22 protein-coding genes and 1 tRNA gene are annotated in these 25,168 nt (G+C 32.1%); 13 read left to right on the forward strand and 10 right to left on the reverse strand.

All coding sequences use genetic code 11. The annotated features are described in order from the left end of the window. The first annotated feature begins 99 nt into the window (after positions 1–99). The 10 genes from ABD816_RS10725 to ABD816_RS10770 all read left to right on the forward strand — a co-directional run bounded on the left by ABD816_RS10725 (position 100) and on the right by ABD816_RS10770 (position 13,472). Positions 100–5,085, forward strand: coding sequence for a DNA repair ATPase (locus ABD816_RS10725; RefSeq protein ID WP_344927214.1), 4,986 nt, complete (start codon positions 100–102; stop codon positions 5,083–5,085). A 3-nt stretch (positions 5,086–5,088) separates the two neighbouring features. Further along, on the forward strand, positions 5,089–5,661 hold the full coding sequence (locus ABD816_RS10730) for a hypothetical protein (RefSeq protein ID WP_344927216.1): 573 nt from the start codon (positions 5,089–5,091) through the stop codon (positions 5,659–5,661). Between the two features lie 152 nt (positions 5,662–5,813). Beyond that, a complete protein-coding gene (locus ABD816_RS10735) occupies positions 5,814–6,296 on the forward strand; it encodes a MarR family transcriptional regulator (protein ID WP_344927218.1) in 483 nt (160 codons plus the stop codon). 7 nt (positions 6,297–6,303) lie between these two features. Continuing rightward, positions 6,304–6,777, forward strand: coding sequence for a GNAT family N-acetyltransferase (locus ABD816_RS10740; protein WP_344927219.1), 474 nt, complete (start codon positions 6,304–6,306; stop codon positions 6,775–6,777). Positions 6,778–7,243: 466 nt separating this feature from the next. Next, positions 7,244–7,615, forward strand: coding sequence for an endonuclease domain-containing protein (locus ABD816_RS10745; protein ID WP_344927221.1), 372 nt, complete (start codon positions 7,244–7,246; stop codon positions 7,613–7,615). 487 nt (positions 7,616–8,102) lie between these two features. After that, positions 8,103–8,804 (forward strand): hypothetical protein, encoded by a 702-nt coding sequence (locus tag ABD816_RS10750; RefSeq protein WP_344927223.1) that lies wholly within the window; start codon positions 8,103–8,105, stop codon positions 8,802–8,804. 632 nt (positions 8,805–9,436) lie between these two features. Beyond that, positions 9,437–10,219 carry a sensor histidine kinase gene (locus ABD816_RS10755; protein WP_344927224.1) on the forward strand — a complete coding sequence of 261 codons (783 nt, stop codon included), beginning with the start codon at positions 9,437–9,439 and terminating at the stop codon, positions 10,217–10,219. A gap of 55 nt (positions 10,220–10,274) precedes the next feature. Beyond that, the gene (locus tag ABD816_RS10760; RefSeq protein ID WP_344927225.1) at positions 10,275–10,913 is read left to right on the forward strand and encodes a response regulator transcription factor; all 639 of its coding nucleotides are present in this window, start codon (positions 10,275–10,277) and stop codon (positions 10,911–10,913) included. A gap of 493 nt (positions 10,914–11,406) precedes the next feature. Beyond that, the gene (gene rpoN, locus ABD816_RS10765; RefSeq protein WP_344927226.1) at positions 11,407–12,867 is read left to right on the forward strand and encodes an RNA polymerase factor sigma-54; all 1,461 of its coding nucleotides are present in this window, start codon (positions 11,407–11,409) and stop codon (positions 12,865–12,867) included. Further along, complete coding sequence (locus ABD816_RS10770; RefSeq protein ID WP_344927228.1) at positions 12,867–13,472, forward strand: hypothetical protein; 606 nt, start codon at positions 12,867–12,869, stop codon at positions 13,470–13,472. The genes rpoN and ABD816_RS10770 overlap by 1 nt, the downstream gene beginning before the upstream one ends. Here ABD816_RS10770 and ABD816_RS10775 read toward each other — a convergent pair. The 10 genes from ABD816_RS10775 to ABD816_RS10820 all read right to left on the reverse strand — a co-directional run bounded on the left by ABD816_RS10775 (position 13,467) and on the right by ABD816_RS10820 (position 20,721). Beyond that, positions 13,467–14,177 carry a porin family protein gene (locus ABD816_RS10775; RefSeq protein WP_344927230.1) on the reverse strand — a complete coding sequence of 237 codons (711 nt, stop codon included), beginning with the start codon at positions 14,175–14,177 and terminating at the stop codon, positions 13,467–13,469. The two genes, ABD816_RS10770 and ABD816_RS10775, sit on opposite strands and share 6 nt — an antisense overlap. A gap of 154 nt (positions 14,178–14,331) precedes the next feature. Then, complete coding sequence (locus ABD816_RS10780) at positions 14,332–14,814, reverse strand: ExbD/TolR family protein (RefSeq protein ID WP_344927231.1); 483 nt, start codon at positions 14,812–14,814, stop codon at positions 14,332–14,334. Between the two features lie 3 nt (positions 14,815–14,817). After that, positions 14,818–15,441: an ExbD/TolR family protein gene (locus tag ABD816_RS10785; RefSeq protein WP_344927232.1), complete on the reverse strand. Its 624-nt coding sequence runs from the start codon at positions 15,439–15,441 to the stop codon at positions 14,818–14,820. A gap of 603 nt (positions 15,442–16,044) precedes the next feature. Continuing rightward, positions 16,045–16,527 (reverse strand): ExbD/TolR family protein, encoded by a 483-nt coding sequence (locus tag ABD816_RS10790; protein WP_344927233.1) that lies wholly within the window; start codon positions 16,525–16,527, stop codon positions 16,045–16,047. 21 nt (positions 16,528–16,548) lie between these two features. Beyond that, positions 16,549–17,157, reverse strand: coding sequence for an ExbD/TolR family protein (locus ABD816_RS10795; RefSeq protein WP_344927235.1), 609 nt, complete (start codon positions 17,155–17,157; stop codon positions 16,549–16,551). Between the two features lie 4 nt (positions 17,158–17,161). Further along, complete coding sequence (locus tag ABD816_RS10800) at positions 17,162–17,653, reverse strand: hypothetical protein (RefSeq protein WP_344927236.1); 492 nt, start codon at positions 17,651–17,653, stop codon at positions 17,162–17,164. Positions 17,654–17,766: 113 nt separating this feature from the next. Continuing rightward, positions 17,767–18,573 carry a MotA/TolQ/ExbB proton channel family protein gene (locus ABD816_RS10805; protein ID WP_344927238.1) on the reverse strand — a complete coding sequence of 269 codons (807 nt, stop codon included), beginning with the start codon at positions 18,571–18,573 and terminating at the stop codon, positions 17,767–17,769. 85 nt (positions 18,574–18,658) lie between these two features. Further along, positions 18,659–18,746, reverse strand: a tRNA-Ser gene (locus ABD816_RS10810). 72 nt (positions 18,747–18,818) lie between these two features. Further along, entirely contained in the window at positions 18,819–19,853 is a 1,035-nt protein-coding gene (locus tag ABD816_RS10815) for an asparaginase (protein WP_344927240.1), read from the reverse strand. A 79-nt stretch (positions 19,854–19,932) separates the two neighbouring features. Continuing rightward, positions 19,933–20,721: a TatD family hydrolase gene (locus ABD816_RS10820; protein WP_344927242.1), complete on the reverse strand. Its 789-nt coding sequence runs from the start codon at positions 20,719–20,721 to the stop codon at positions 19,933–19,935. A gap of 940 nt (positions 20,722–21,661) precedes the next feature. Here ABD816_RS10820 and ABD816_RS22365 point away from each other — a divergent pair. The 3 genes from ABD816_RS22365 to ABD816_RS10830 are packed head-to-tail and all read left to right on the forward strand — an operon-like array spanning position 21,662 to position 24,769. Then, positions 21,662–21,748, forward strand: coding sequence for a DUF7849 domain-containing protein (locus ABD816_RS22365; RefSeq protein ID WP_486303648.1), 87 nt, complete (start codon positions 21,662–21,664; stop codon positions 21,746–21,748). Continuing rightward, a complete protein-coding gene (locus ABD816_RS10825; RefSeq protein WP_344927245.1) occupies positions 21,729–24,332 on the forward strand; it encodes a CHAT domain-containing protein in 2,604 nt (867 codons plus the stop codon). Before ABD816_RS22365 ends, ABD816_RS10825 begins: the two co-directional genes overlap by 20 nt. After that, positions 24,329–24,769, forward strand: coding sequence for a retropepsin-like aspartic protease family protein (locus ABD816_RS10830; RefSeq protein ID WP_344927247.1), 441 nt, complete (start codon positions 24,329–24,331; stop codon positions 24,767–24,769). Before ABD816_RS10825 ends, ABD816_RS10830 begins: the two co-directional genes overlap by 4 nt. The last annotated feature ends 399 nt before the right edge of the window (positions 24,770–25,168 follow it).

The raw sequence follows: 25,168 nt of genomic DNA on the forward strand, positions 1-25,168 counted from the left end.
GATGGCTGTGATCACATTTTGATGTGTCTCTGATATATTACCTCTTCAAAAATGAGAGGAATACATTAGAAACTCTGATTAAAACCAGCGTAACAAACTATGGAAGAAACAAATACGAACCAACATACCCAATTAGATGGGGGAACTTATGAGATTATTCAGAAACGTTTGCAAAAACAGAAGAATGAACTTCAGAATCGTCTAACTGCATTAAATGATGCACGTAAAGAAGTTTTTGGTAGTGTAGAAACCAAACTTATTGCCAACAATCGTATTAATACAGAAAATAGTTGCATCGCTACAGACATTGTAACCGTTGGAAATTTTTGTCTTTTTGGATATAATGTACATTTTGGATTACGTACAGAAATTAAATTGAATGATGTATTTAGTCTATATACTTACGAGAAGGATCATTTTGCTAATAAGTCGTTAGAGATATTACAAGACGCTCAGTTTATTGATGATTTTACAAATTTATATAAATATTACAGAAACACCGTTTTTACAAAATTTGCCGTTGTAGGGAATTACCTGCACATGGTTTTTCAGTTAAGTGAAAGTGTAACTGATATCAAAACGTTTAAATGGTTAATTAATGAAGACACTTTAGCCTATGTAGATAATCGCAGTGAACACGAGTTTCGATTTCCTAAACAATACGATTTTGATTGGGTAGAAGTGACTCGTGAAATGCATCGTTACGGTACGCACCCTCATATCTCTATACTAGATAAGGTATTTGTAGAAACTGTAGGTGGAGATCTCACAATCAAAATTGAAGATAATACGGATGAAGGAAAAGGGATTCTGGATGAAGCAGTAGAACATGGAGATCAGACGTTGGATGATGGACAATATCGTTTTGCAGAATTAGGCAATTTAATTGCTTTAGAGATTAAACCTTTTCAGGAACCACATCGCTATTTTGTCTATAATCATAAAATCCAGGAGGTCAAAAAAATTGAATCTATTAAGGATTCTTGTATTTTACTCCCAGACGACCAGGGAATCATTTTCTCTAATGGATATTACCTTCAATCCGGAGATTTTAAATTATTTACTAATGAAGTCTCTAATGTTAAATTTCAAGAAAAAATAAGCTCTCCTAATGGAGAAGATTTTTTATATGTCTTTTATCAGAGTGAAAAAGGGCTCTATACCTTGATGTCATACAACGTCATTGAACAAGAAGTAAAGACACCTATTGTATGTAATGGATTCACTATTCTTAAAAATGGTGAACTATGCTATTTTAAAACAGAAAACGAACAAACCAAACACCACGTCATCCAGATTTGGCAAACTCCTTTTATAAAAGGAAACGTGCTACCTTCTGAGCATACAGATACCTTACTCTACAAGATAGGGAATAAAGATATTGTAAAAGCAATGGCAGAGAGCAATGCACTCATCACATTGCTCAATAAAGAAGATAATTATGATGGTTTATATGATGATCTGGCAAAATTCTCTACTGATATTATAGATAGCTATTATTGGATTCGTGAAGAAGATACTTGTAGATTAGATATTCCGCTGGGAGAAATCAATAATGCCGCTAATGCAGCCATTGATGAGTTCGAAAAGGTAGTGCAGTTAAGAAAAACTGCAGCCAATGTAACTCAAGAAACTCAAGAAAAAGCAAACACTATTTTCGGGAAGATAAAAAGTAGTTCTTTTGGGTCAATTGATGATTTTGTTTCTGTATTATCTCAATTAAGAACATTACGTGGAGAAGTTATCGGATTGAATGATATCCGTTATGTTGACACGGTATTCATTACTAATCTGGAAACTGAAATTGTAGCACAAACAGATATAATTTCGCAGCGTTGTGTTCAGTTTTTATTAGATGATAAGGCACTACTCCCCTATCACAAACGTGTAGAGGAAAAACAAGTGCAATTAGAAAGTATTAAAAAAGTAATTAATGCAAAAAAACTAGAAGAAGAGGTCAATCAGATCGCTAAAGATTTGGAAATGCTGATTGATATTGTCTCTAACTTACAGATTGAAGACACTTCGCATTCTACTAAAATTATTGATAATATTTCTTTAATTTTTGCTACGATTAATCAATTAAAGTCTGGGATCAAGAATACTATTAAATCTCTGGGTAGCACAGAGGCTAGTGCAGAATTTGCAGCGCAGCTTAAATTAGTAGATCAAAGTATTATAAATTACCTGGATATTGCTACAACTCCAGAAAAAACAGAAGAATTACTAAATAAAGTTTCTGTTCAACTAGAAGATCTGGAAGGGCGTTTTGCAGATTTTGGAGAATTTATCACACTTATTATAGAAAAACGCGAGGAGGTCTACAATGCCTTCGAAGCCCGAAAAAGTAGTCTGATAGAAGCCCGAAATAAAAAAGCAGTTGCCTTAGAAAATGCTGCAAATAGAATTCTAAAAGGTGTTACAAAAAAGGCACTTAGTTTTGATTCTGTAATAGAAATTAATGGATATTTTGCTTCTGATTTAATGATCAACAAACTCCGTGATATTATTACAAATCTAAAAGAGCTTGATGATGGTGGAAAGGCTGAAAACATAGAAACAACATTAAAAGTTGCTAAAGAAGATGCTACCAGAAAGCTAAAAGACAAACAAGATTTGTATGAGGATGGCGAGAATATCATTAAACTTGGCAAACATAAGTTTGGTGTTAATAAACAACCTCTCGACCTTACGATCGTATATAAAGATCAAACACTGCAATATCATCTTACAGGAACTGATTTTTATCAGGAAATTGAAAACGAAATCCTGTTAAAGTCAAAAAAATACTGGGATCAGGAACTAATTTCGGAAAATCAAGAAATATATCGTTCTGCGTATTTAGCATATAAAATATTCAAAAGGTATAACAAAAACGGACTTGAACAAGATCAATCCAATACACAAGATACGGACCCTAATATACTAAAGAGTCATTTAAATGACCTTAACGAAGCATCCTTATTAGAACTTATAAAATCAGAAAGCAGTAAAAATTATGCAGAAGGATACGTAAAGGGTGTTCATGATATAGATGCAGCAAAAATTTTGAAAGTACTGATCAGCAAAGACCACGAATTAGGATTACTTCGCTATAATGCTACCATACGATCATTTGCACAATACTTTTGGCATCAATTGGATGTTGAAAAACAATCCTACTGGAACGACACTATTAAAGCATCAGGAGCCGTTTTATCGGTTTTTCCGGAAAGCAAAGAATATCAAACAGTGATTTCTAACTTAGCAAAAGAGATTCAGGATTCGCTGGTAATACATACTGTATCCAATTGTATAGTTGCTACAAATGAAGTAGTAGACATTAATAATGCTGTTATCAGCACTGATGAATCCATGCAAATCGCAGATTATCTATTCTCAGAATTACAAATTGACACTACTTTTTGTATTAGTCAAACAGCAAATGAACTTTATGATAATTTTGTATCAGCCCTAAAAGTAAAAAAAGCATATACCAATTTACAAAAAGAATTAGCAAAGGATCATATGACCGCCCGCGGGTATAATGACAAAATATTATTAGCACTTCAATGGGTGACATCCTTTCTTAAAACTCATCATAAAGACAAAATAGTATATGCACACGAGGTTGTTTGCGCATTATTATACAAAAATAAATCCACATCAAACATCATATTGGTCAACCCTTCTCAGATGATCGATGGGTTAACGGGGAGTCATAGCACTATTACAGATGGTGCTTTTAATTTTAATTATCATTCATTTATTACAACATTATCGTCATTTACTGCGGTAGAAGTTCCTGCCTTTGATGCATATCGAAACGCAAAGCACGAAGTAACCGAAAACTTAAAAGAATCACTTAAGTTAGAAGAATTTAAGCCTAGAGTACTTTCATCTTTTGTACGAAATAAGTTAATTGACCAATTATACTTACCATTAATTGGAGATAATCTTTCTAAGCAACTAGGTAGTGTGGGAGATAATAAGCGTACAGATCGCATGGGAATGTTATTATTGATTTCGCCTCCGGGATATGGTAAGACAACCTTAATGGAATATATGGCAAACCGCTTAGGTCTGGTGTTTATGAAAATTAACGGCCCGGCTATCGGGCATGAAGTAACCTCAGTAGATCCTATGGCTGCTAATAACTCAGCAGCAAGAGAAGAACTAAAAAAACTGAATCTTGCATTAGAAATGGGCAACAATGTGATGTTGTATCTAGATGATATTCAGCATTGTAATCCTGAGTTTCTACAAAAATTTATTTCTCTATCCGATGGGACACGTAAGATTGAGGGCGTGTATAATGGTCAGCCTAAAACCTATGATCTGCGCAGTAAAAAATTCTGTGTGATTATGGCAGGAAACCCATATACAGAGAGTGGAGATAAGTTCCAAATCCCAGACATGTTAGCAAATCGATCTGACATCTATAACTTAGGAGATATTATAGGGGATACCGCAGATTTATTTAAACTAAGTCTGATTGAAAATGCAATGACTTCTAATCCAATCTTGCATCAATTAAATGGAGCTTATTTTGAAGATATCTATCCACTTATTCAAATGGTTGAAACCGGGACACAGGAAAATATTGAATTAAAAGGTAACCATACTAAGCAGGAGGTTCAGGATTATCTGGCCGTCTTAGACAAAGTAATTACTATTCGTGATACCGTAATGAAGGTAAATGCTACCTATATAAAATCTGCAGCTATGGAAGATTCTTATCGTACAGAACCTTCATTTAAGCTACAAGGATCGTATCGTGATATGAGTAAGCTGGTCGCTAAAGTAGTTCCCATTATGAATGAAAAGGAATTGCAAACCTTACTTCTTTCTCATTATGAAAATGAATCTCAGACATTAACCAGCTCTGCAGAAGCAAATCTTTTAAAATATAAAGAGTTGACCGCTACGATTAATCCAGAAGAGATAAAACGGTGGGGGACAATTAAAGAAACATTTATCAAAAATAATAAGTTAAAAGGTTTTGGAGACAAAAACGAAATGGCTCAGGTATTAGCACAGATGATGCAATTTAGTGATCATTTATCAGGTATTCAGAAAGTATTGAAGAAAGGATTGGAAAAGTAAATTATGAATCTAAAAAAATATCTCGTTGTTACCCTATCTTCTATTAGTCTTTTCTCGTGTTCTAATTTGAAAAACAAGGGTAATGATATAGAATTAGTACAGAAATATTACAATGAATTAAATAATAGTAATTATTCTAAAATCTCACAACTCGTTGGAGATAGTATTACACTAAGTGAAGGTGGTTACTATATGAATTTCTCTGAAAATGACTATTACCGATTTTTTCAATGGGATTCTGTATTTTCTCCAACGTATAAAGTATTAGAAATCAATCAAAAAAATAATACTATTGAGGTAACTATTTCCAAACTATGCGACAGAATTCAATTCCTTAATGAAAAACCAACAACAGCTAAAGAAATTTTTGAGATTAGAGAACATCAAATAACCACTATCACAACCACGGAGCTAAACTTTGATTATAAGCTTTGGGATCTAAAGAAAAATAAGATCATTTCCTGGATCAAATTGAATCATCCAGAATTAGATGGTTTTATATATGATCAAACCAAAAATGGAGCACAAAAATATCTAAAAGCAATCGCTCTTTATAATAAATTCAATAAATTATAATACTATCTTTTTGTATAGAAGGAATAGGTATAGCCTTTTAAATCCTAAGGCATGACTCTTCTTTGGGTTACTTTTTTAGTATAATTGTGCTAAAATCTATTCAAAATTATAAAAAAACATTTATTTTTACATAAGTACTTATATAAACACTTATGAAAGATGCTTTGCAAGACTTTGCTGAATTAGGATTAGGTTCTCGATTAAATCGACTAAGTGAATTCGTGATGAAAGAAATTCAATTAGTATATGACACATTACAAATTGATTTTGATCCTTATCTCTTTCCTGTTTTTAAGATTATTATCAATCAAAAAACCACAACGACCTCTGTGATTCAAGAACAACTTCATTATACGCAGCCTGCAATTACACAAGCACTCAAAAAACTACTAGATAAAAAGCTAATTCGATATACCGACGACAAAAAGGATAAGCGAAAAAAGATAGTAAAACTAACACAGAAAGGAAAAAATACACATCAGGAAATGATCCCTTTATGGAATGTCATTGATAAACAAGTAAAATGGCTTACAGAAGGTAGCGCTATGAGTCTTACCCGTCATTTGACTCATTTTGAAAATCAACTCAGAGAAAAATCATTAAGCTCTAGAATTCTTGAGAATTACAAAAAATAAATATTGTATGCAATCCAATAAAAAAATAGCTATTATCCCTTTTGAGCCTCAATATGCCCAAGATTTTGCGGACCTCAATATTGCCTGGTTAGAAAAATATTTTTTTGTAGAACCCCACGATGTATTGCTTTTAGAACAATGCGAAAAAACAATCATCAATAAAGGAGGCTACATATTTTTTGCCAAAATCGATACTACTATCGTAGGAACATTTTCATTAATCAAAAAAAGTGAAAACATCTACGAATTAGGAAAAATGGCAGTTTCTCCAGAATTTCAAGGGCATAAAATCGGACAGCAACTCATGACATTCTGTATAGATTTTGCAGAGAAACAACAGTGGAAAAAGCTCATTTTATACTCTAATCGAATCTTAAAAAATGCTATTCACATTTACAAAAAAAATGGTTTTGTTGAAATTGAGCTAGAAAATGATAGTCCATATCAACGTAGTAATATCAAAATGGAGTTTATTTTATAAATAAAAATTAGAAATATAATTCAGACCGTATGCAGTTTATATCCACTTACATTATCTGTTCATTAATTATAATTTAAAATTACCCAAAAAACATCTCTCTAAATCCTTCTTGTACTTCGACGAAAAGCTCAATAATTGAAAGGACTTTCCTGAGTTACTTAATTTCAAAATAATAATTTTTTTAAAGCTCCCTTCCTTTGAAGGAAGGGCTGGGGATGGATGTTCTTTATAATATATAAAAACACTCCAAAAAAAACGTTTCTCTAAATCCCTCTTCCACCTCGACGAAAAGCTCAGTGAACTTAAGAGGTTGCCCTAAGATACTTAATTTCAAAATAATAATTTTTTTAAAGCTCCCTTCCTTTGAAGGAAGGGCTGGGGATGGATGTTCTTTGATGAAATCATAAAATATAAGTTTAATTACCGTTATTATTTATATTTTACAACAAATTGTTACACTTCAAAAATGGCTTTACAAAACATTCTACCTTATACTCCAGAAGCCAGACAGCTATCAAAAGCTCTTCGGAAAAACATGACCGAAAATGAAAAGATCATTTGGAAAAGCTTAAGAAAAAAACAATTAGGTGTTCAATTTTTTAGACAGTTTCCTATTTTAGAGTATGTGGTTGATTTTTATTGTAAAGAAATTGGTCTTGCCATTGAAATCGATGGGAGTTCTCATCAAAATCGTTTTTTAGAAGATAGTCATCGTCAAGCAAGAATTGAAGCGCTTGGAGTACGTTTTATAAGGTTTTCCAATGAACAGGTTTCAAATAATCTTAATGCCGTATTAATGGAACTAACAGCTACTATTAAAATACTAAATGAAGAATAAAAAACTTTTTATTGATTATACCTCTTTAAAAACATCTCCCTAAATGACTCCTCAAAAAGGGAACGTTGACTATTATATTTCAAAAGAAAACCATTTATATTGAGCCCCCTTCCTTCGAAGGAAGGGTTGGGGATGGATGTTCTAAGAAACTACTAAACCCGAAAGTCAACCAAAGCAATGAAAAGGATATTATCAGATATAATTAAATAAATACATCCAAGAGAAAAACCATACAACAGGTATTTCACTTTTTATAAAAGGGGTCTTTGCCCCTTTTATAATTATTTCTAAAACTTTTCTGCGTTACCAAAACCTATACACACTACTGTTAACCAGTATTTTAAAAACAAAACAATTCTTTATCTCACACGTTAATTTTTTTAAACTATTAAAAATGGTATTTTTAACTACAATGTTGTTTGAACATAAAAAGTTATCACTAATAACGATCAGAATCACGCAAACACTTAATAAACTATCATAAAAAATGAAAAATCTAACTAACCTTATCAAACCCTATTTAGTTATTGCATTTGCATTAATTTTAGCAACCTCTTGTAAGGAGGCTGGACAAACCACTACCATTTCACCAGAATTAGACGAATACAAGAAAAAAATTGAAGGATATGAAAAAGAAATTACAGAGCTAAAAGAACTATTGGATCTAGAAAAAAACAGAAAAGAACCTACTAATATTATTCAATCTGATTTTGCAAAAGAAATTTATCATCAATATGACGAGCGAGCAGCATTAATCAATAAAGTGGTAGGTACTGATGGTAATGGAAACCCCTTTAACGCCACCCGATATCTATCATATGATCTTGACCAGCTAAAAAGCTATATTAAATATATAGAAAGTAAATCACGAAAAGCAGGAGTTAAACCTACTGGTGTCAATTTCTATTTCGCATTGTATCCTAAAGATTACGTACGAGATGATAAAAAAGATTATGCAAAACGACAAACATTTTTTGTAGCTCCTACCTATAGCAAAACTGATGATGGAGAAACTGCACATATTGCGTATACACTAGACAACGATTTTAAAATAGTGGATCTACATAAGCTATTAGAAGTACGTATTGCTGCTCAAAAAGCAGGATTCTTTAGTAGTTCAGCAAGTTTAATAGAGGATAATAGTTTAGTAGGTAATGAATTGGGAGGCTCTCCACCTATGGATAAATAATAACAAATGAATATTGAGATTGAAACTTTAAAGCTACTAATGCATATAGGGTCATTTGTAGAATTATTAGCTGCATTATTTGGTACATTCTTTTTATATAAATATAAAAATACTACTCTAAAATATGTTTTAATCCTGTTATGGTATACGTTTATTAACGATTACATCGGAATATCTCATAGAGATTCATTTATTAAAAATGCCATATTATACAATATTTACAATGTTATTAACTTTACTTTTTTCTTTCTCTTATTTAGACATTATTTAAAAAAAAACAAAAAACTAGTCCTTTTTCTCTGTATAGTATATTTGACATCATTTGTTATTAATGGTTTTTTTGAAAATTACTTAGTAGAATTTCAAAGGTTTCCCTATATCATAGCTGCTTTTTCAATAATAATAACAGTAACGTTGTATTTTTTTGAAATATTAAACTCGGAAAAAGTTTTAAATACTAAGAGGAATCTTCTCTTTTGGATCAGTGTAGGACTCTTAATATATTTTGTTGGTAATCTACCATTTAGAATTTTAAGAAATTATTATCAACATTTAACAGATGCAACAATATCGTTTCTGGTGAATTTTACTCTAACAGTAATAATGAATACTTGTTTTATCATTGGTTTTATATGGAGCAACAAGAAACAGCAATATTAATAGCAACAGTAGTACTTGTAGTTATTATCGGAATGATGATATTTCTTTTTTTGATTTTCCAAAAAAGGAAAAACAGCCTTTTGCTACAACAAAAAGATGCCGAAAAAAAGTTTGAGCGTGCTATTGCAGAGACACAAATAGAGATAAGAGAAGAAACCTTACGAAATATAAGCTGGGAGTTGCACGATAACATTGGACAACTTCTTACATTAGCAAAAATACAGGTAGATGTAGCCAAAGATAAGCCAGAACGTCTTTCTGAGGCTACAGACACCATTACTAAAAGTCTTCAGGAATTAAGAGCTCTATCCAAACTCATCAATCCCGATGCTATCAAAGGATTGAGTCTTACAGAAGCTATTACTCTGGAAATCGAACGATTTAATAGACTACAATACATCGAAGCTTCTATTACCAGTAATGAAGAGGTGCAACTATTGGATGATAAAATAGAGATTATTATGTTTAGAATATTACAGGAGTTTTTTACTAATACTGTAAAGCATTCTAAAGCCTCTAAATTGACCGTTGATGTGCAGTATGATAAAGAAAAACTAGTCATTAATGCAAAAGATGATGGCGTTGGTTTTAATATCAAAGACCTAAACACCAAACAGGGTATTGGGCTCTGTAACATAAAGAGCAGAGGAAAATTGATTAATGCAGATGTAGAGCTCAGTTCAGAACGAGGTCAAGGAACTGCGATTATGGTTACCTATTTTTATAAAAAAAATCTCCCTGAAGATGTTTACTAATTATTGTATATACCAGACTAACTAATAAACCTACCACACAATAAAAAAAGAACTAATGAAATATTCAGTTGTCATTGTAGAGGACCACATCCTTTTATCTCAAGCGTTAGCAGGGTTAGTAAATGGATTTTCGAAATTCAAAATATTACATCTTTGCAAAAATGGAAGAGAACTACTCACCCGCTTTAAAGACCCTAAAAACATCCCAGATATTGTATTAATGGACATCAATATGCCCATTATGAACGGAATTGAAACTACAATAGCACTAAAGGAAGAATATCCCGATGTGAATGTATTAGCCCTTTCTGTAGAAGAAGATGAAAAAACGATTCTAAAAATGTTACGTGCAGGCGCCAAAGGATATTTATTAAAAGATACTGAAAAAAGTATCCTTGAGAATGCATTAATAGAAGTACAAGAGACTGGTTTTTATCACACTAAAGATGTAACCAATTTACTATTGGGATCTCTGAATCCTAAGAAAGAAAATAAAGTGCTTCTAAAAGAGCGCGAACTAGAATTTATTCAGCACGCATGCACAGAAAAAACATATAAAGCGATCGCCAGCGACATGTGTTTAAGCCCAAAAACAATAGAGGGATACAGAGATTCAATTTTTGAAAAACTAAATCTAAAAAACCGTACAGGATTAGTTATCTATGCTATCAAAAATAAATTATTTATTCCTTAGAAAAGTAATATTGATTAAGCTTCAACAAACTAAAGAATTAGCAAAATGCTTTTGGATTGGTTTTTTATATCAAAATCTGGATAACATACTGAATTCATATCACTAAAATGATATGTTAAAGTTACTTAAAGAATCCCTTTTTAAAATATTAATTCTAAACTTTTAAGTACTGAGTTTTGAATCAAAATAAAACAATTCTTAGTCTTTGTTTTTGTAAAGTTATTATACATCACAGCAACACTTTTTACACTAACTAACCCGCAACACCATACAAAATAGCCTATTCTGTCTACAGAACGTATTTCTACCTAATAAAAGGACAAACATTTTAAAAAGTATTAGATATGTTTTCTCTAAATATCAATCACTCTTAAAAACTGTTTTTTTTACCATATCAAACCTACATATATTTTCAAAAAACTAACCTTCAATATGCTATCGAAATACGCTGTATTTTGTTTATTTTTGTGAGGATAAGAACTTTGATACTTTTATGTTAAAACAACAATTAAATTTTAAACTTTCTCAAAAACTTTCTCCTCAGCAGATTCAGTTAATGAAATTGATTCAATTACCTACGCAAGCATTTGAACAGCGGCTTAAGCAGGAAATGGAAGAAAATCCTGCATTAGATACAGGTTCAGAAAAGATAGAGGAGTATGATAGTGATTTTAGCAATGAAAATACCGCAGATGAAGATTATGGGACAGAAAAGATAGAAGCGGATATTAATGTCGACGAATATCTCAGTGATGATGAAATTCCTAGTTATCGATTGAGTGCCAACAATTATAGTAGTGATGACGATGAAAAAAATGTACCCTTTGCATCAGGAACATCTTTTCATCAATACCTGACTACACAACTTAATACATATAGATTTTCACCAGAAGAACGTGAAATCGCAGAATTTCTGGTGGGTAGTATTGATGAAAGTGGGTATATAAGAAGATCATTATCTGATATTCTGGACGATCTTGCCTTTACTCAAAACATTTATACAACAGAAAATAAAATAGAAAATATACTTACTGTTATCCACCAATTAGATCCCGCTGGTGTAGGTGCAAGAGATCTTAGAGAATGCCTTTTAATTCAGTTAGAGCGCAAGGAACTTACAATACCTATTAAATTAGCGACCCTTATTATAAAAAAATCGTTTGAACATTTTAGTAAAAAGCATTATGATAAGTTGTTAGCAAAATTTGATATCACAGAAGATGATCTAAAGGATGCTATTGAAGAAATAGAACATCTTAATCCCAAACCCGGTGGTGCATATTCTGGAAGTAACAGGATGATAGAACATGTAGTTCCTGATTACACCATACAGATTGTTGATGGTGAGTTACAACTATCTCTAAATGGTCGTAATGCACCAGAATTGCATGTCTCTCGTGAATACAACAATATGCTTCAAGGATATAAAGCAAGCAAAGAAAAATCAAAATCACAAAAAGACGCAGTGATGTTTATTAAACAGAAACTGGATGCTGCAAAATGGTTTATAGAAGCGGTTAAGCAAAGACAGCAGACACTTTTTATTACCATGAGTTCAATCATGCACTATCAGGAAAGCTATTTCTTAACAGGAGATGAGCGTAATCTGAGACCTATGATTTTAAAAGATATTGCAGATCAAATCAATATGGATGTGAGTACCGTCTCCAGAGTAGCTAATAGCAAGTATGTAGATACTCCTTATGGAACAAAATTAATCAAAGAATTTTTCTCCGAATCCATGACGAATGATCAGGGTGAAGAAGTATCAACCAGAGAAATCAAAAAAATTCTGGAAATCACCATTGGAGAGGAAGACAAGAAAAAACCGCTTACTGATGATAAATTGGCTAAAATCTTAAAAGAAAAAGGATATCCAATCGCAAGAAGAACCGTGGCAAAATACAGGGAACAATTGGACATTCCGGTTGCCAGATTACGAAAAAAAATCTAATGAATCTTTTTCTCAAGAGCTTTTCATATATTTTTCACCCATTATTGATGCCAATTATGGGTGCAATTATATATTTTGCAACAGCACCCAGGTTTATACCTATAGAAATTATACGAGTAAAATTATTTGGACTTATGATCCTTACTGTTTTAATTCCTATCGTATTTTATTTCTTTCTCAAAACTTCTGGAATGATTAGCTCTTTTGATTTAAAAGATGTGAAAGAAAGGAAAATTCCACTGTTATTACAATCACTATTGTTTTTTGTAGTCATTAAAATGATTATTGATGTATATAACTATCCTGAGTTGTATTTTTTCTTTTTAGGAATTCTATTTTCTTCTTTAAGCGCCATATTTACAGTGCTATTCGGGTATAAGATTAGCTTGCATATGATTGCATCTGCAGCGGTAACTATGTTTACCATCACATTGAGCATTCATTTTAGCATTAATCTGACACTAATTATTGCTGCCATGTTTATTGTAAATGGTCTTGTGGCAACTTCCAGGTTACATTATAAAGCTCATACCAACCTGGAGCTTATTCTTGGGTTTGTAATAGGTATTCTTCCACAACTAACATTAGTAAGCTATTGGTTATAAAATATAGAACATTAAACCTATTTTAACCACATTTAACCCTACTTTTTCTTCTTCAATTAAGGCATCACTATTAAAAAATGGGTTGAGGCTGTAATAGAAATGAAAATTGAATGTATTCCATCCAAAAGTAAAAGTAGTACCGATTCTCCATCTATTTAACTCATCAATTTTACTTTGCTGCACATCATTATCCGATTGTTCAAAGTTAGAATTAAATGAATATAAATATCCAACTCTTAAACCCGTATAAATCCTCCAAAATTTATGAGTTTCCGGAATAGATGTACGCCACCTAAATTCTAGTGGTGATTCCAATAATTGTGTAGTGAATCTGTTTCTATCGTAATCAGCATCTTCTAAATTGGTAAATAAACTTTGACCTGTATTTTCATCCTCTCCTATAAACAAATTTTGTCCATACGTATTTACTGAGTATCCCAACCCTAATCCAATTGCCAAATTACGCCGTTTATTTATTGGCATATCTCTGGTATATCCAATATGTAATCCTCCAGAAAATCCTGATTGACTAATTTCTGCGGGCCTGTTCCATAAAAGATTAAAAGTTATTCCTACATAAAACTGATCTTCGCGGTACAAAGAATCTAATATTTTCTCTTCTTGAGAGGGAGCAGGAATCGTATCCTGTGCCAATATGATACCAGCGAAAAAGAATATGTTAAGAATTAAAAATGACCTTATCACTCTTTTGACTTTTAAAAATGGATTAGAAACTTATTATAATAAAACACTAAAGTAAATGTATTTCTTTAGAAAATCGAGGTACTTTATAAAAAACAGAGCATAACAAATGAAAAAACCCTGCATTCGCAGGGTTTTAAGAGAATATCAAAAAACGCTATTTTCTATTGTCTGTAGCATTTCCTTGTCTCGTGGTGTAATTAATTTTTAAAGCCTGAACTTCTCTAAGTTCTTTTTTAATATCACCTACAAGACCCATGTTAGTATCTCCGTCCACTTTTAAAGCAGTAATTAAAAATGGAATCTCTCCTTCTCTATGCGCATCTCGCTCTGCAAGAATAAAAGATTTGATATCTTTTACATCTGCAAACTTATCGTTTAATTGAACCTTAGCCTGTGTTCCAACGTTTTTTGCATATCTTGAACTGGGTTTTCCGGCATATATATTCATCACAAGGTTCTTCTTATCCAGTTTTTCTGTTTGATCAGCAATAGGTAAATTGTTTTCGATCTTTAATGTATCTTCTCTCATCACAGTAGCCACCATAAAGAAGAACAATAACATAAAAACGATATCCGGTAATGATGCTGTAGAAATTGCGGGCAATTCACTATTTTGTTTCTTTCTAAACTTTGACATATGCTATATATTTAAAGATTGTTCTTCATTGAGTGCCGCTTCCGATAATTGATCGGGATACATAGAGAGAATCTTATGTATCTGCTCTCTAAGCAATAATTTATCGCCAGAATAATTGACATCCTTTACATACTCTTTCATTTGTATAAAAGATACATTATATAATCGTATTGCTTCTCTGTTTCTCAATTCTGTATATGCCGCTACTAATTCATTTTGTACCGCAACATAGGTTGCATAACTAGTTTCCCTGCTATTAATAAGCGAAATAACTGCCTTAGTAGGATTGTCTGAAGACGTAGCTTCCTTTAATCCTCTACAATAACTACACGAGTCTTCTTTATCTCCTCCACCATTGTCCAAAAATGCTATGGCTGCAGCTCTTAATTCTTTTAGATCGATAGGTTTTTTTTCTACAAATAACCTATTCGCTTGATTGATTTCAATCTGAAAAAGATTTTTCTCTTTGATAAAGGTTTTGTCTTCTTGATTCTCAGGTGGCGGTAATTTTCTACTGATTCCATAATCCGTTTCGATTGTGGTACTTACCAAAAAAAAGATAAGTAATAAGAATGCGATATCCGCCATGGATCCCGCGTTCACTTCTGGTGCTAATCTTCTAGCCATAATAAAAATATTTAGTTACTAATTACGTACGACATCAAGAAACTGTAAATCTGAGACGATATTAGAACTAAAACAATGGCTTAACAAATAGTATCCAATCATGAATAAAACATGATAGTACATTAATTGACTAAAAAAGATAATAATTTTTGCATTTCTATTATTTCAATATCCTCGTTTTGGAAGGTTAGATATTGATCAGGTAAATAGATCACAGTTACGTATGTTCATTAACAATTGTTATGCCATAAGTAGTAAAATTCTCAACTGATTACACAAATCATGCAAAAAACATATCTTGATTCTAATTTTAATTAAGAAGAAAGCCTATAAGATAAGAAAGAAAACTATGTTCTAATTAACCTATAATTTCATACCCAAGTCACAGTGATTTTACACAATTAAAACAATGTAATTAAATGACTTCACTCTTGGCTAAAAATTATATAATATGACGATTTAGAATAAGAAAAAATCAAAACGCATTAATATAAAGTAATATAAACACAATAAACTTGATTACTATATCGCATTCAACGTAATTCATTCAACAAAAAAATCCTGCTAAAAGCAGGATTTAATCAATATATAAAGACTATATTTTTATTTCAAATTACCGGTAGCTTCGCCTTGTCTTGTGGTATAATTAATTTTCAGCGCTTGAACTTCTCTAAGTTCATTCTTAATATCACCCACTAGACCCATATTAGTATCACCATCTACTTTTAAAGCAGTAATCAAAAATGGAATCTCTTCTTCTCTTTTAGCATCTCTTTCTGCTAACACAAAAGATTTGATATCACTTACTTCCGCAAATTTATCATTTAATTGTACTCTTGCCTGCGTTCCTGCACTCGATGCATATCGAGAACTTGGTTTTCCAGCATAAATATACATTACCAAATTCTTCTTATCTAACTTTTCAGTTTGATCTGCCATTGGTAATTTATTTTCTATTTTTAAGTTATTCTCTCTCATGACCGTAGCAACCATAAAGAAGAATAATAACATAAATACGATATCTGGCAATGACGCTGTAGAAATTGCAGGTAATTCACCACCTTTTTTCTTTTTAAACTTGGACATAGTTACGTTTTTACGTTATACTTATTTCTTTGGTTCAGCTTCAGAAAGCTTTTCAGGAAACATCATTTGAATATTCTTGATTTGTTCTTTCAATCTATCTTTACTTCCTGAATATAAAACATCTTTTAATTCCTCTTCCATTTGGATAAAAGACTTTCCATAAAGACGTTGCGACTCTCTGTTTCGCAATTCATTATACGCAGCAACTAATTCATTCTGAACCGCTATATATGTAGAATAGCTTGTTTCACGATTATTGCGTAAAGATATAACTGCTTTTACAGGATTATCAGATGATGAAGGATCTTTTGCTCCCTGACAAAAATCACAAGCTTCTGATCCGACACCTCCTCCGTTATCCAAAAATTCAATCGCCGCAGCTCTTAAATCTTTTAACTCCATAGGAACTTCTTCTACTAACAGATCGTTATTCTTATTCACCTCTACCACAAACACATTTTTTTGTTTTATGATAGGCGGTTCAACTGTCTCATCTAATGGCGGTGGTAATTTACGACTAATTCCCCTATCCGTATCAATGGTTGTGGTAACCAGAAAGAATATAAGAAGTAAAAACGCAATATCCGCCATAGATCCTGCATTCACATCGGGTGCTGATCTTCTTGCCATAGTATTATTTTATTAATTTTTTCACTCCTGATAACACCATTAATCCTATCGCGACGATCGCCAGGATATAAAAAGCATAAATCCCAGCTCCGACTAATGCGGACCCGCTGTTTGACAGCACTTCACCATCTCGCATTTCGAATACTGAATCATCTGCTAAAGCATAAGATATACCAAGAATTACTAAAAAAGCAACTATACCAATAGCTGTATTTTTAAGTCCTCCAGGATTTTTTGCCAATGCAGAGAAAACCGCGATAAGTGTAGCTATAATGATAATTACTAAAATTACAAGAGTTAAGGCATACATAGGAGTTACCAAAGCCGTAGCATCAGTAAATGCCGCAGAAGTAGTATCTTTAACCAAATCCTTAGCCTCAGTAATACCGTAAGTATCCATCAGAGCATCAAAGTTATTGCTCATTAAGAACAATAAAATAGCTCCCACAACACCTATTGCCAGTACTACATATGATAAAATTTTTGAGATATTCATGTTACTAATTTTTTATTTGAATTGCCAAGGCAATTCCATATTTAATAATAATGAGATTCAATATGAACTCAACTTATATAAATAAAATTAAGCTCTTTATTATAAAACCGTTATTATTTTCTGTTTTTGTAAGCTACTAACATATCGATTAAAGTAATCGATGCATCTTCCATATCATTTACAATACTATCAATTTTAGCAATAATGTAGTTGTAAAAAACCTGAAGAATAATTGCTACAATTAGTCCAAATACTGTAGTAAGAAGTGCTACTTTAATACCTCCGGCTACTAATGATGGTTGCATATCTCCTGCTGCTTCAATTTTATCAAAAGCATCAATCATACCGATTACAGTTCCCATAAATCCAAGCATTGGTGCTAATGCAATAAATAAGGACACCCAGGATACATTTTTCTCTAATTGTCCCATTTGAACACCGCCATATGCTACCACTGCTTTTTCTGCAGCATCAATACTTTCATCAGCTCTATCTAATCCTTGGTAATAAATAGAAGCAACTGGTCCTTTAGTATTTCTACATACCTCTTTTGCCGCTTCGATCCCTCCACTATTAAGAGCATCTTCTACATTTTGTTGTAATTTTTTACTATTAGTAGTAGCAAGACTTAAAAATATAATTCTTTCGATTGCAATTGCTAAACCAAGAATCAAACATAAAAGAACGATTCCCATAAAGCTAGGACCTCCTTCAATAAAACGTTTTTTCAAATTTTGGTGAAAGGATACCTCATCAGCACTTACCGTAGTAACTTCCTCGGAAGGTTCCTGAATTGTTGTTGTTATTGGAGCAATTAATAATTGCACGTTTGCCGTTAACTGGGCAGGAGCAGTCGATGCTTTTAAATTTCCGAAAGCCATTACTGTTACGATTGCCAGAATAGAAAATAGTCTTTTCATTGCGCTGATTCTTAATTTTAAATATTAGTTAAAGGGTTAAAGATAAAAAAATATTACAAAATCCATTGAATTTTTCATAATAATGCAGAGAGGAAGGGATTCGAACCCTCGATACGCTTTTGGCGTATACACACTTTCCAGGCGTGCGCCTTCGACCACTCGGCCACCTCTCTAAATAAAAATTATCCAAAAAAAATTGGATGGGCAAATAACAAAAAATATATCAACTTCTGAAATTTGCAGCGTTAATTTTCTGACATTTCACCTCGCAAGGATGTTTCATAGATGGTTTTAAGCACTTTAAGAGGTAAGTTTTCTCCTAATAAATACATTAGTTTAGCAACTGCTGCCTCTGTAGTGATGTCTTTACCGGATATTACACCTATATTTTTAAGCCCTACACTGGTATCATACTTACCCATTTCGACACTTCCTCCAGAACATTGTGTCACGTTTACAATTGGGATTCCTTTTTTTATAGCTTCAGAAATCATACTTAGAAACCATTGTTGCGTTGTAGTATTTCCAGATCCATAGGTCTCAATTATAATCCCTTTTATAATCTTTGACGAGAAAATATGTTGTAAAATTTGTTTGTTGATCCCTGGAAACATTTTAATAACAATAATATTATTATCAAAATGAGTATGGTATACCATTTTCTTACGCCTATTTATCTTTCGTAAAACAGCCGTATGTACTTTTAGATGTACACCTGATTCTACAAGTGTTGGATAATTAAGACTCTGAAAAGCTTTAAAGTGTTCCGCATTAATTTTTGTTGTTCTGTTTGCCCGAAGCAATTTATATTCAAAATAAAGCCCCACCTCAGTTATAACTGGCTTTCCTTTTTTTTGTAAAGAAGCAATCTGAATTGCTGTAATCAAATTCTCTTTAGCATCGGTTCTCAAGTCTCCAATAGGCAACTGTGAACCTGTGAAAATAATTGGCTTACCTAAATTTTCAAACATGAAACTTACTGCAGAAGCCGTATAAGACATAGTATCGCTACCGTGAAGCACAACAAAACCATCATACTCTTCATATACTCCATTAATTATATCTCCTAATTCTCTCCAACGTTCTACATTCATGTCTGAAGAGTCTATTGGCTCCTGAAAACTAATTGTTTTTATAGTGCAATGTAGTTGCTGGAGCTCAGGTATCCGAAGTAACAATTCATCAAAATTAAAAGCAGATAATGCTCCGGTTTCGAAATTTTTGATCATCCCAATAGTACCTCCGGTATAGATCAAAGCAATGTTTGGTGAAGTTTTCATTACGAATTAATTATTAATTACTAACAAAAGAAACTTAGAAACCCCTTACAATCAACAAAACTTAAAACATCTTATAGAATTAAATTCCAAATACATCTTTAGAATTTTTAGTTGTAATCTTTGCAATCTCTTCCGCTGGCTTTTGGTAAATATCAGATAATTTTTCTAAGACCTTTATGAGATAGGAACTCTCATTTCGTTTACCTCGATATGGAGTGGGTGCTAAATATGGAGCATCAGTCTCTAAAACAATATGATCTAAAGAAAATTCATTAAGAAATGTATCAATTTTACCATTCTTAAAAGTAACCACTCCTCCAATACCAAGTTTCATATTATATTTAATAGCCTTTCGAGCGTCCTCAAGGTCTCCGGTAAAACAATGGAAAATCCCAAAAAGATCTTCCCCTTTTTCTAACTCCAATACTTCAAATACTTCTTTAAAAGCATCTCTGCAATGAATTACAATAGGAAGCTTATATTTTTTTGCTAATTGTATCTGATATCTAAAAGCTTCTTGTTGTTCTTTAATAAATGTTTGATCCCAATACAAATCAATACCTATCTCACCTACAGCATAAAACTTTTTATTAGAATTGTCATCAAAACGTTTTTGCAACTCCTCCTCTACATGGCGCAATTCTTCCTTATAATTCTCTTTTACATGAGTAGGATGTAATCCCATCATTAAAAATACATGTGCTGGATATTTTTTTTCTACATCATACATTGCCTCTGTATATGCAGAATCAATGGCTGGGACAAAAAAACGTGACACGCCAATAGCAATAGCTCGTTGCATCATTTCGTCTTGATCATCATCAAAAGATTCACTATATAAATGGGTATGCGTATCCGTAAGTATCATGCGACAAAAGTAATTAAAAAATAGTGTTGACTCTAATAATTCGAAGAAGGAAACGATGAATAATTTGCTCCTTTATTAATATTAATGAGAGCAAAATTCAAAAGCGACTTCTATTGAAGCTTTATCCATAATTTCTGAGCACTTACATAATTTTCAGTTTCTTCTGGGATATTCCTCAGTAATTCAATGTATGTGCTATAACTCCTCTTACGCTACTTAATTTAAAAACTCAAACCAAAACGCTTTATATTAAAAACAGAAATTATCTTACCGGTAGTAATCAGAAAGATAGAGAAGAAATTAATTCTACTAAGTGTTCTGTAAGGTATTCACTGAAATTTGGCAAAAAATTTCAGTGAATCAAAATCAAAAGTAAAACTACCATATATAATGACAAAAACGAATCTATTATCACCAAGTACGCCACCACTCTATTTACTTTTGGTATTTCTATTAGGTGTTAAAACAGGATATTTGTCGTTTCTGAACTATATAATCAGAGGACTATTTTAATAGAGCAACGATCTCTCCTTTCAAATCCTACAGAGGATGTTATCAGACAGAATTAATGTTTTCCGCTTCTTGATTTAAAGAATTAAACAGTGTTGAGATCAGAGAGTTTAATGACAATGAGACAGAAAATCTTATTTCTTTTTCTGAAGCAAATAAACTAAATACTATATCTATCCGTATAGTCCCTTTTCGTATTGCTACAATCTTACTAATTTTTTAGCAGTTAGTACCGGATTATATGCAAAGTCAAATTTGATTATAATTATTAATTAAGAGATTACAGAAGAAGGATTTACTGTTTTTGAACAAGGGGGTAGAAGTTGTTTCTAATCAGAACCTTGATTCTTTTGTCACTCAAGAATTAAATGATAGTTTTGCAAACCTATAAACAGGAATTTTTGCTTGAACAAATATTAGAATCGCACGAATTAGATCAAGTGTAGGAGTAAGATATGTATACAATTTTAACACCCCTAATGCCAAAATCCAATGTTATGGAATTTGGAAATTTTAAGAAATTAATAATTACTTTTAGCTTTCTACTTATTGGAAATGGTTTGCTCTGCGCACAAGAAAAAACAAAAACCACTCAGTTTCTATATACTCAATTAGATTATTTTTTAGAAAATCCAAGCACTACTGGGTTACTCAGGTTAAGTAAAATCATAAGTACAAAAGAAGATCAGCTTCTAACCTCATCAGATCAATTAGCCTGGATCATTGTTAATGTTAATATAGGATACTATCAAAATCAATATGGCAATACAGTAACAGCTGTAAGGTACTATGAAAAAGCTTGGAAAACTTATAATGAATCTAAAAGTACTGATTACGAGATCATAGAAAACTGTCTACAACCATTAGGGGACCTTTATATTAAAATTGGTGATCTGCAAAAAGCAGAAAACACAATCACCAATTACCTCTTTATGGTAGAAAAGTCAAGCAACACTCCAAAAATAATTGCTGCACTCATAGATCTATCTATTGCCTATAACAATAAAGGAAATTACGAAAAAGCGATCAAAATTCTCGAAAAGGCAGAAACGCTAGACAGAAGAAATGTCAATGTTTTTACAAATCTGGCAACTAACTATCTGGATACTGGCAATTATTCTACGGCTCGAATATATGCCCAAAAAGTACTTTCTTTGGATCTTTCTCAGGTAAATGCACATCAAATTCTAGCTGCAGCAGCATTAGAAAGTAATGATTTAAAAAGCGCTAAAGAATATGCCTTACAAGCAAAATTCCAGATGTTAAAAGACACCAAAACTTCGGCAAGGGATTTTTCTAAATGGCAGTTAGGATATATAGATATTCTACTTGCAAAATCAGAATTCAATGAAGCCTCTCATAATTTACAAGAACTGTACACTGCTTTGATCCCTGACTATGATCGTAAAGATGAACTCCCTAAAACAGAGAAGCTTATTACGGACAAAATATTATTAAAAGCCTTAGACATCCATGCATATGTCTATCAAGAACTTAACAAACCTCTTCTGGCAATAGAAGCATTTGACCTATCTTTTTTAGTAAATTCAAAATTAAACAGTATGTATCCTCTACAGGATACAAAGATCCTTCAGCATACGCAAAATCGAAATCGCAGTGAACGTTATATTGCGCTACTTTATTCATTATATGAAAAAACAAATGATACGATCTATTTAGCTAAAGCTCTTGAAGCAACAGAAGTTTCTAAAGCTCCGTTTTTTAATGAGTTTTTAATATCCGAACAATTATTATCCCAATATAAAAATGATTCTTTAGTCAACAAGCGTAACAAATTGTCTAATGAATTATCGATTTATGACACCTTTATTTTAAAAGAAAAACAAAAAGGAAATCAAGCAGCTATAGAACAAATTCAACAATGGATAGAAGAGTACAACGCAAAATCTATCGAACTCAAAGAATTAAATGAAGAGCTCGCACAAAGGTATCCGGATTTTCTGGGTGAAAAAGAGAAAATTTCTGTAGAAGCACTCCAAGAAAAATTAAACGATGATCGGTTAACGCTAATTGAATATTTTTATGGCACAGAAAACATCTATCAATTTATAGTAACAGGAGATTCAATAACCCTTAATCGCATAAAAGACATCGACCAATTCAGGAATATAACACAAAACTACATACATTATTTTGACGATGCCTCCATGATTACTGATAATATCAATGGTTTCTCTACAAGTAGTTTCAATTGTTATAAAAGTCTGCAAATTCCTAAAGCCAAAAAGATTATAATAATTCCTGATGGATCACTCAATTTTATTCCTTTTGAAAGCTTACTGACAAGAAAAACAAACACTCTGAATTTTGAAAAAATGCCTTTTTTAATACAAAAAAGTGAAATTAGCTATGATATTTCGGCTACCAAATATCTGAGATCAGAAAGTACAAATAATACTGAAGATAGTATTCTAGGATTGTTTCCGGTTGATGAAAACAACACATCAAAACTATCATTTTCTCTGGAGGAGGTGAAAATCGTGCAACAACAATTTAAAGGACTATTTTTAGAGAAAGAACAAGCAACCTATGCTAATTTTCTTAAGGAAGCAGAAAATTATGGAATCATACACTTTTCTACACACGCAGATGCAGGAGATTTTTCCAGACCTGGCTCTATTAGATTCAGCGATCAGGAGGTTCTTATAAATCAATTATACGGATTGCAACTTGACTCAGAATTGGCAGTATTAACTGATTGCGATACAGGAATAGGGAAACCAGCAAAAGGAGAAGGACCTCTGAGCATCGGAAGAGGTTTTCAATATGCAGGAATCCCTAATATATTATTTTCTTTATGGAAAGTAAATAACAAAACTACATCTCATTTACTAAGTGATTTTTATAAAAACCTTAAAAAATCAAATTCCAATAATCACGCCTTACATACAGCAAAATTAAAATATTTAACCTCAACAACGATATCGAATGCTCAGAAATCCCCGTATTATTGGGCGACATTTGTATATTATGGAAGCTATCAGCCTCCTGTAGAAACTTCTTATTTTTGGATTATTGTAGCGGGAGTTTTCTTATTAATTATAGTACTTTTGTTTGTGATACGACAAAAAAGAAAATGAATACACTTCGCCAGTTCCTGATCAAAAAAGAATACCAACGTATTAATCTCATATATACCAGAACCAATCATCTGGAGGTAAAAGCTACACTTAATGGTATTGATGGCACTTTCATAGTAGACACAGGAGCATCTAACTCTTGTGTAGGTTTTGAAGCTGTTCATAAATTTGATTTGTTTACTCAGGATAGTGATGTAAAAGCTGCCGGTGCTGGCGCAAGTGATATGCTTACTCAACTTTCAAAAAAAAATACACTGCAAATCGGAACATGGTCAAAAAGTAGAATCTCTCTTGTATTATTTGATCTTACCCATGTTAACACAGCATTAGTAGCCCATAATGCAACACCTGTAGATGGCATCATTGGTTCTGATATTTTAAAACGAGGAAAGGCTGTTATCGATTATGACAGAAAATGCATGTACCTTAAAAAATAGATTTTATATTTTGACTTCAACAACCTCTTGATTTTTCTAAACTATTTTTCAAAGATTTAGCAAACTCTTATAAGAAGAGACAAACAATCTAATCTATCTAGATTAGTAATTCAGATTTACTAATATTTGCACTTGCAATTCAGGTATTTATACCTATTGTCCCATTTTAACATTCTCTTTAGATTTGGTTTATCACAAATAGTATAAGAATATCTTTTTTATTATTTAATAATCCGAATCCAAGAAAATAATACTTAAAGGAAACTTTTTGGTTTGTCTTTTGGTCTAGGAGTACCTTTCTAAAAATGAATTTCTTGATTCGCTATATTTTGAAGAATCTCATGCTCCACATGCTAAGGGGTATTGCTAAATAGTTAACTTAATTTATTAATCTTTAAA

The organism is Aquimarina addita, from assembly GCF_039539305.1.
Classification (GTDB): Bacteria; Bacteroidota; Bacteroidia; order Flavobacteriales; family Flavobacteriaceae; genus Aquimarina; species Aquimarina addita.

Excerpts from the sequence above, each read along its gene's own strand:
- ABD816_RS10785 (WP_344927232.1), bottom strand. The coding sequence starts at position 15,441 with ATGGCTAGAAGATTAGCACCAGAAGTGAACGCGGGATCCATGGCGGAT.
- ABD816_RS10740 (WP_344927219.1), top strand. The coding sequence starts at position 6,304 with ATGCAATCCAATAAAAAAATAGCTATTATCCCTTTTGAGCCTCAATAT.
- ABD816_RS10745 (WP_344927221.1), top strand. The coding sequence starts at position 7,244 with ATGGCTTTACAAAACATTCTACCTTATACTCCAGAAGCCAGACAGCTA.
- ABD816_RS10750 (WP_344927223.1), top strand. The coding sequence starts at position 8,103 with ATGAAAAATCTAACTAACCTTATCAAACCCTATTTAGTTATTGCATTT.
- ABD816_RS10755 (WP_344927224.1), top strand. The coding sequence starts at position 9,437 with ATGGAGCAACAAGAAACAGCAATATTAATAGCAACAGTAGTACTTGTA.
- ABD816_RS10825 (WP_344927245.1), top strand. The coding sequence starts at position 21,729 with ATGGAATTTGGAAATTTTAAGAAATTAATAATTACTTTTAGCTTTCTA.
- ABD816_RS10820 (WP_344927242.1), bottom strand. The coding sequence starts at position 20,721 with ATGATACTTACGGATACGCATACCCATTTATATAGTGAATCTTTTGAT.
- ABD816_RS10725 (WP_344927214.1), top strand. The coding sequence starts at position 100 with ATGGAAGAAACAAATACGAACCAACATACCCAATTAGATGGGGGAACT.
- rpoN (WP_344927226.1), top strand. The coding sequence starts at position 11,407 with ATGTTAAAACAACAATTAAATTTTAAACTTTCTCAAAAACTTTCTCCT.
- ABD816_RS10770 (WP_344927228.1), top strand. The coding sequence starts at position 12,867 with ATGAATCTTTTTCTCAAGAGCTTTTCATATATTTTTCACCCATTATTG.
- ABD816_RS10800 (WP_344927236.1), bottom strand. The coding sequence starts at position 17,653 with ATGAATATCTCAAAAATTTTATCATATGTAGTACTGGCAATAGGTGTT.
- ABD816_RS10790 (WP_344927233.1), bottom strand. The coding sequence starts at position 16,527 with ATGTCCAAGTTTAAAAAGAAAAAAGGTGGTGAATTACCTGCAATTTCT.
- ABD816_RS10780 (WP_344927231.1), bottom strand. The coding sequence starts at position 14,814 with ATGTCAAAGTTTAGAAAGAAACAAAATAGTGAATTGCCCGCAATTTCT.
- ABD816_RS10735 (WP_344927218.1), top strand. The coding sequence starts at position 5,814 with ATGAAAGATGCTTTGCAAGACTTTGCTGAATTAGGATTAGGTTCTCGA.
- ABD816_RS10795 (WP_344927235.1), bottom strand. The coding sequence starts at position 17,157 with ATGGCAAGAAGATCAGCACCCGATGTGAATGCAGGATCTATGGCGGAT.
- ABD816_RS10830 (WP_344927247.1), top strand. The coding sequence starts at position 24,329 with ATGAATACACTTCGCCAGTTCCTGATCAAAAAAGAATACCAACGTATT.
- ABD816_RS10805 (WP_344927238.1), bottom strand. The coding sequence starts at position 18,573 with ATGAAAAGACTATTTTCTATTCTGGCAATCGTAACAGTAATGGCTTTC.
- ABD816_RS10760 (WP_344927225.1), top strand. The coding sequence starts at position 10,275 with ATGAAATATTCAGTTGTCATTGTAGAGGACCACATCCTTTTATCTCAA.
- ABD816_RS10730 (WP_344927216.1), top strand. The coding sequence starts at position 5,089 with ATGAATCTAAAAAAATATCTCGTTGTTACCCTATCTTCTATTAGTCTT.
- ABD816_RS10815 (WP_344927240.1), bottom strand. The coding sequence starts at position 19,853 with ATGAAAACTTCACCAAACATTGCTTTGATCTATACCGGAGGTACTATT.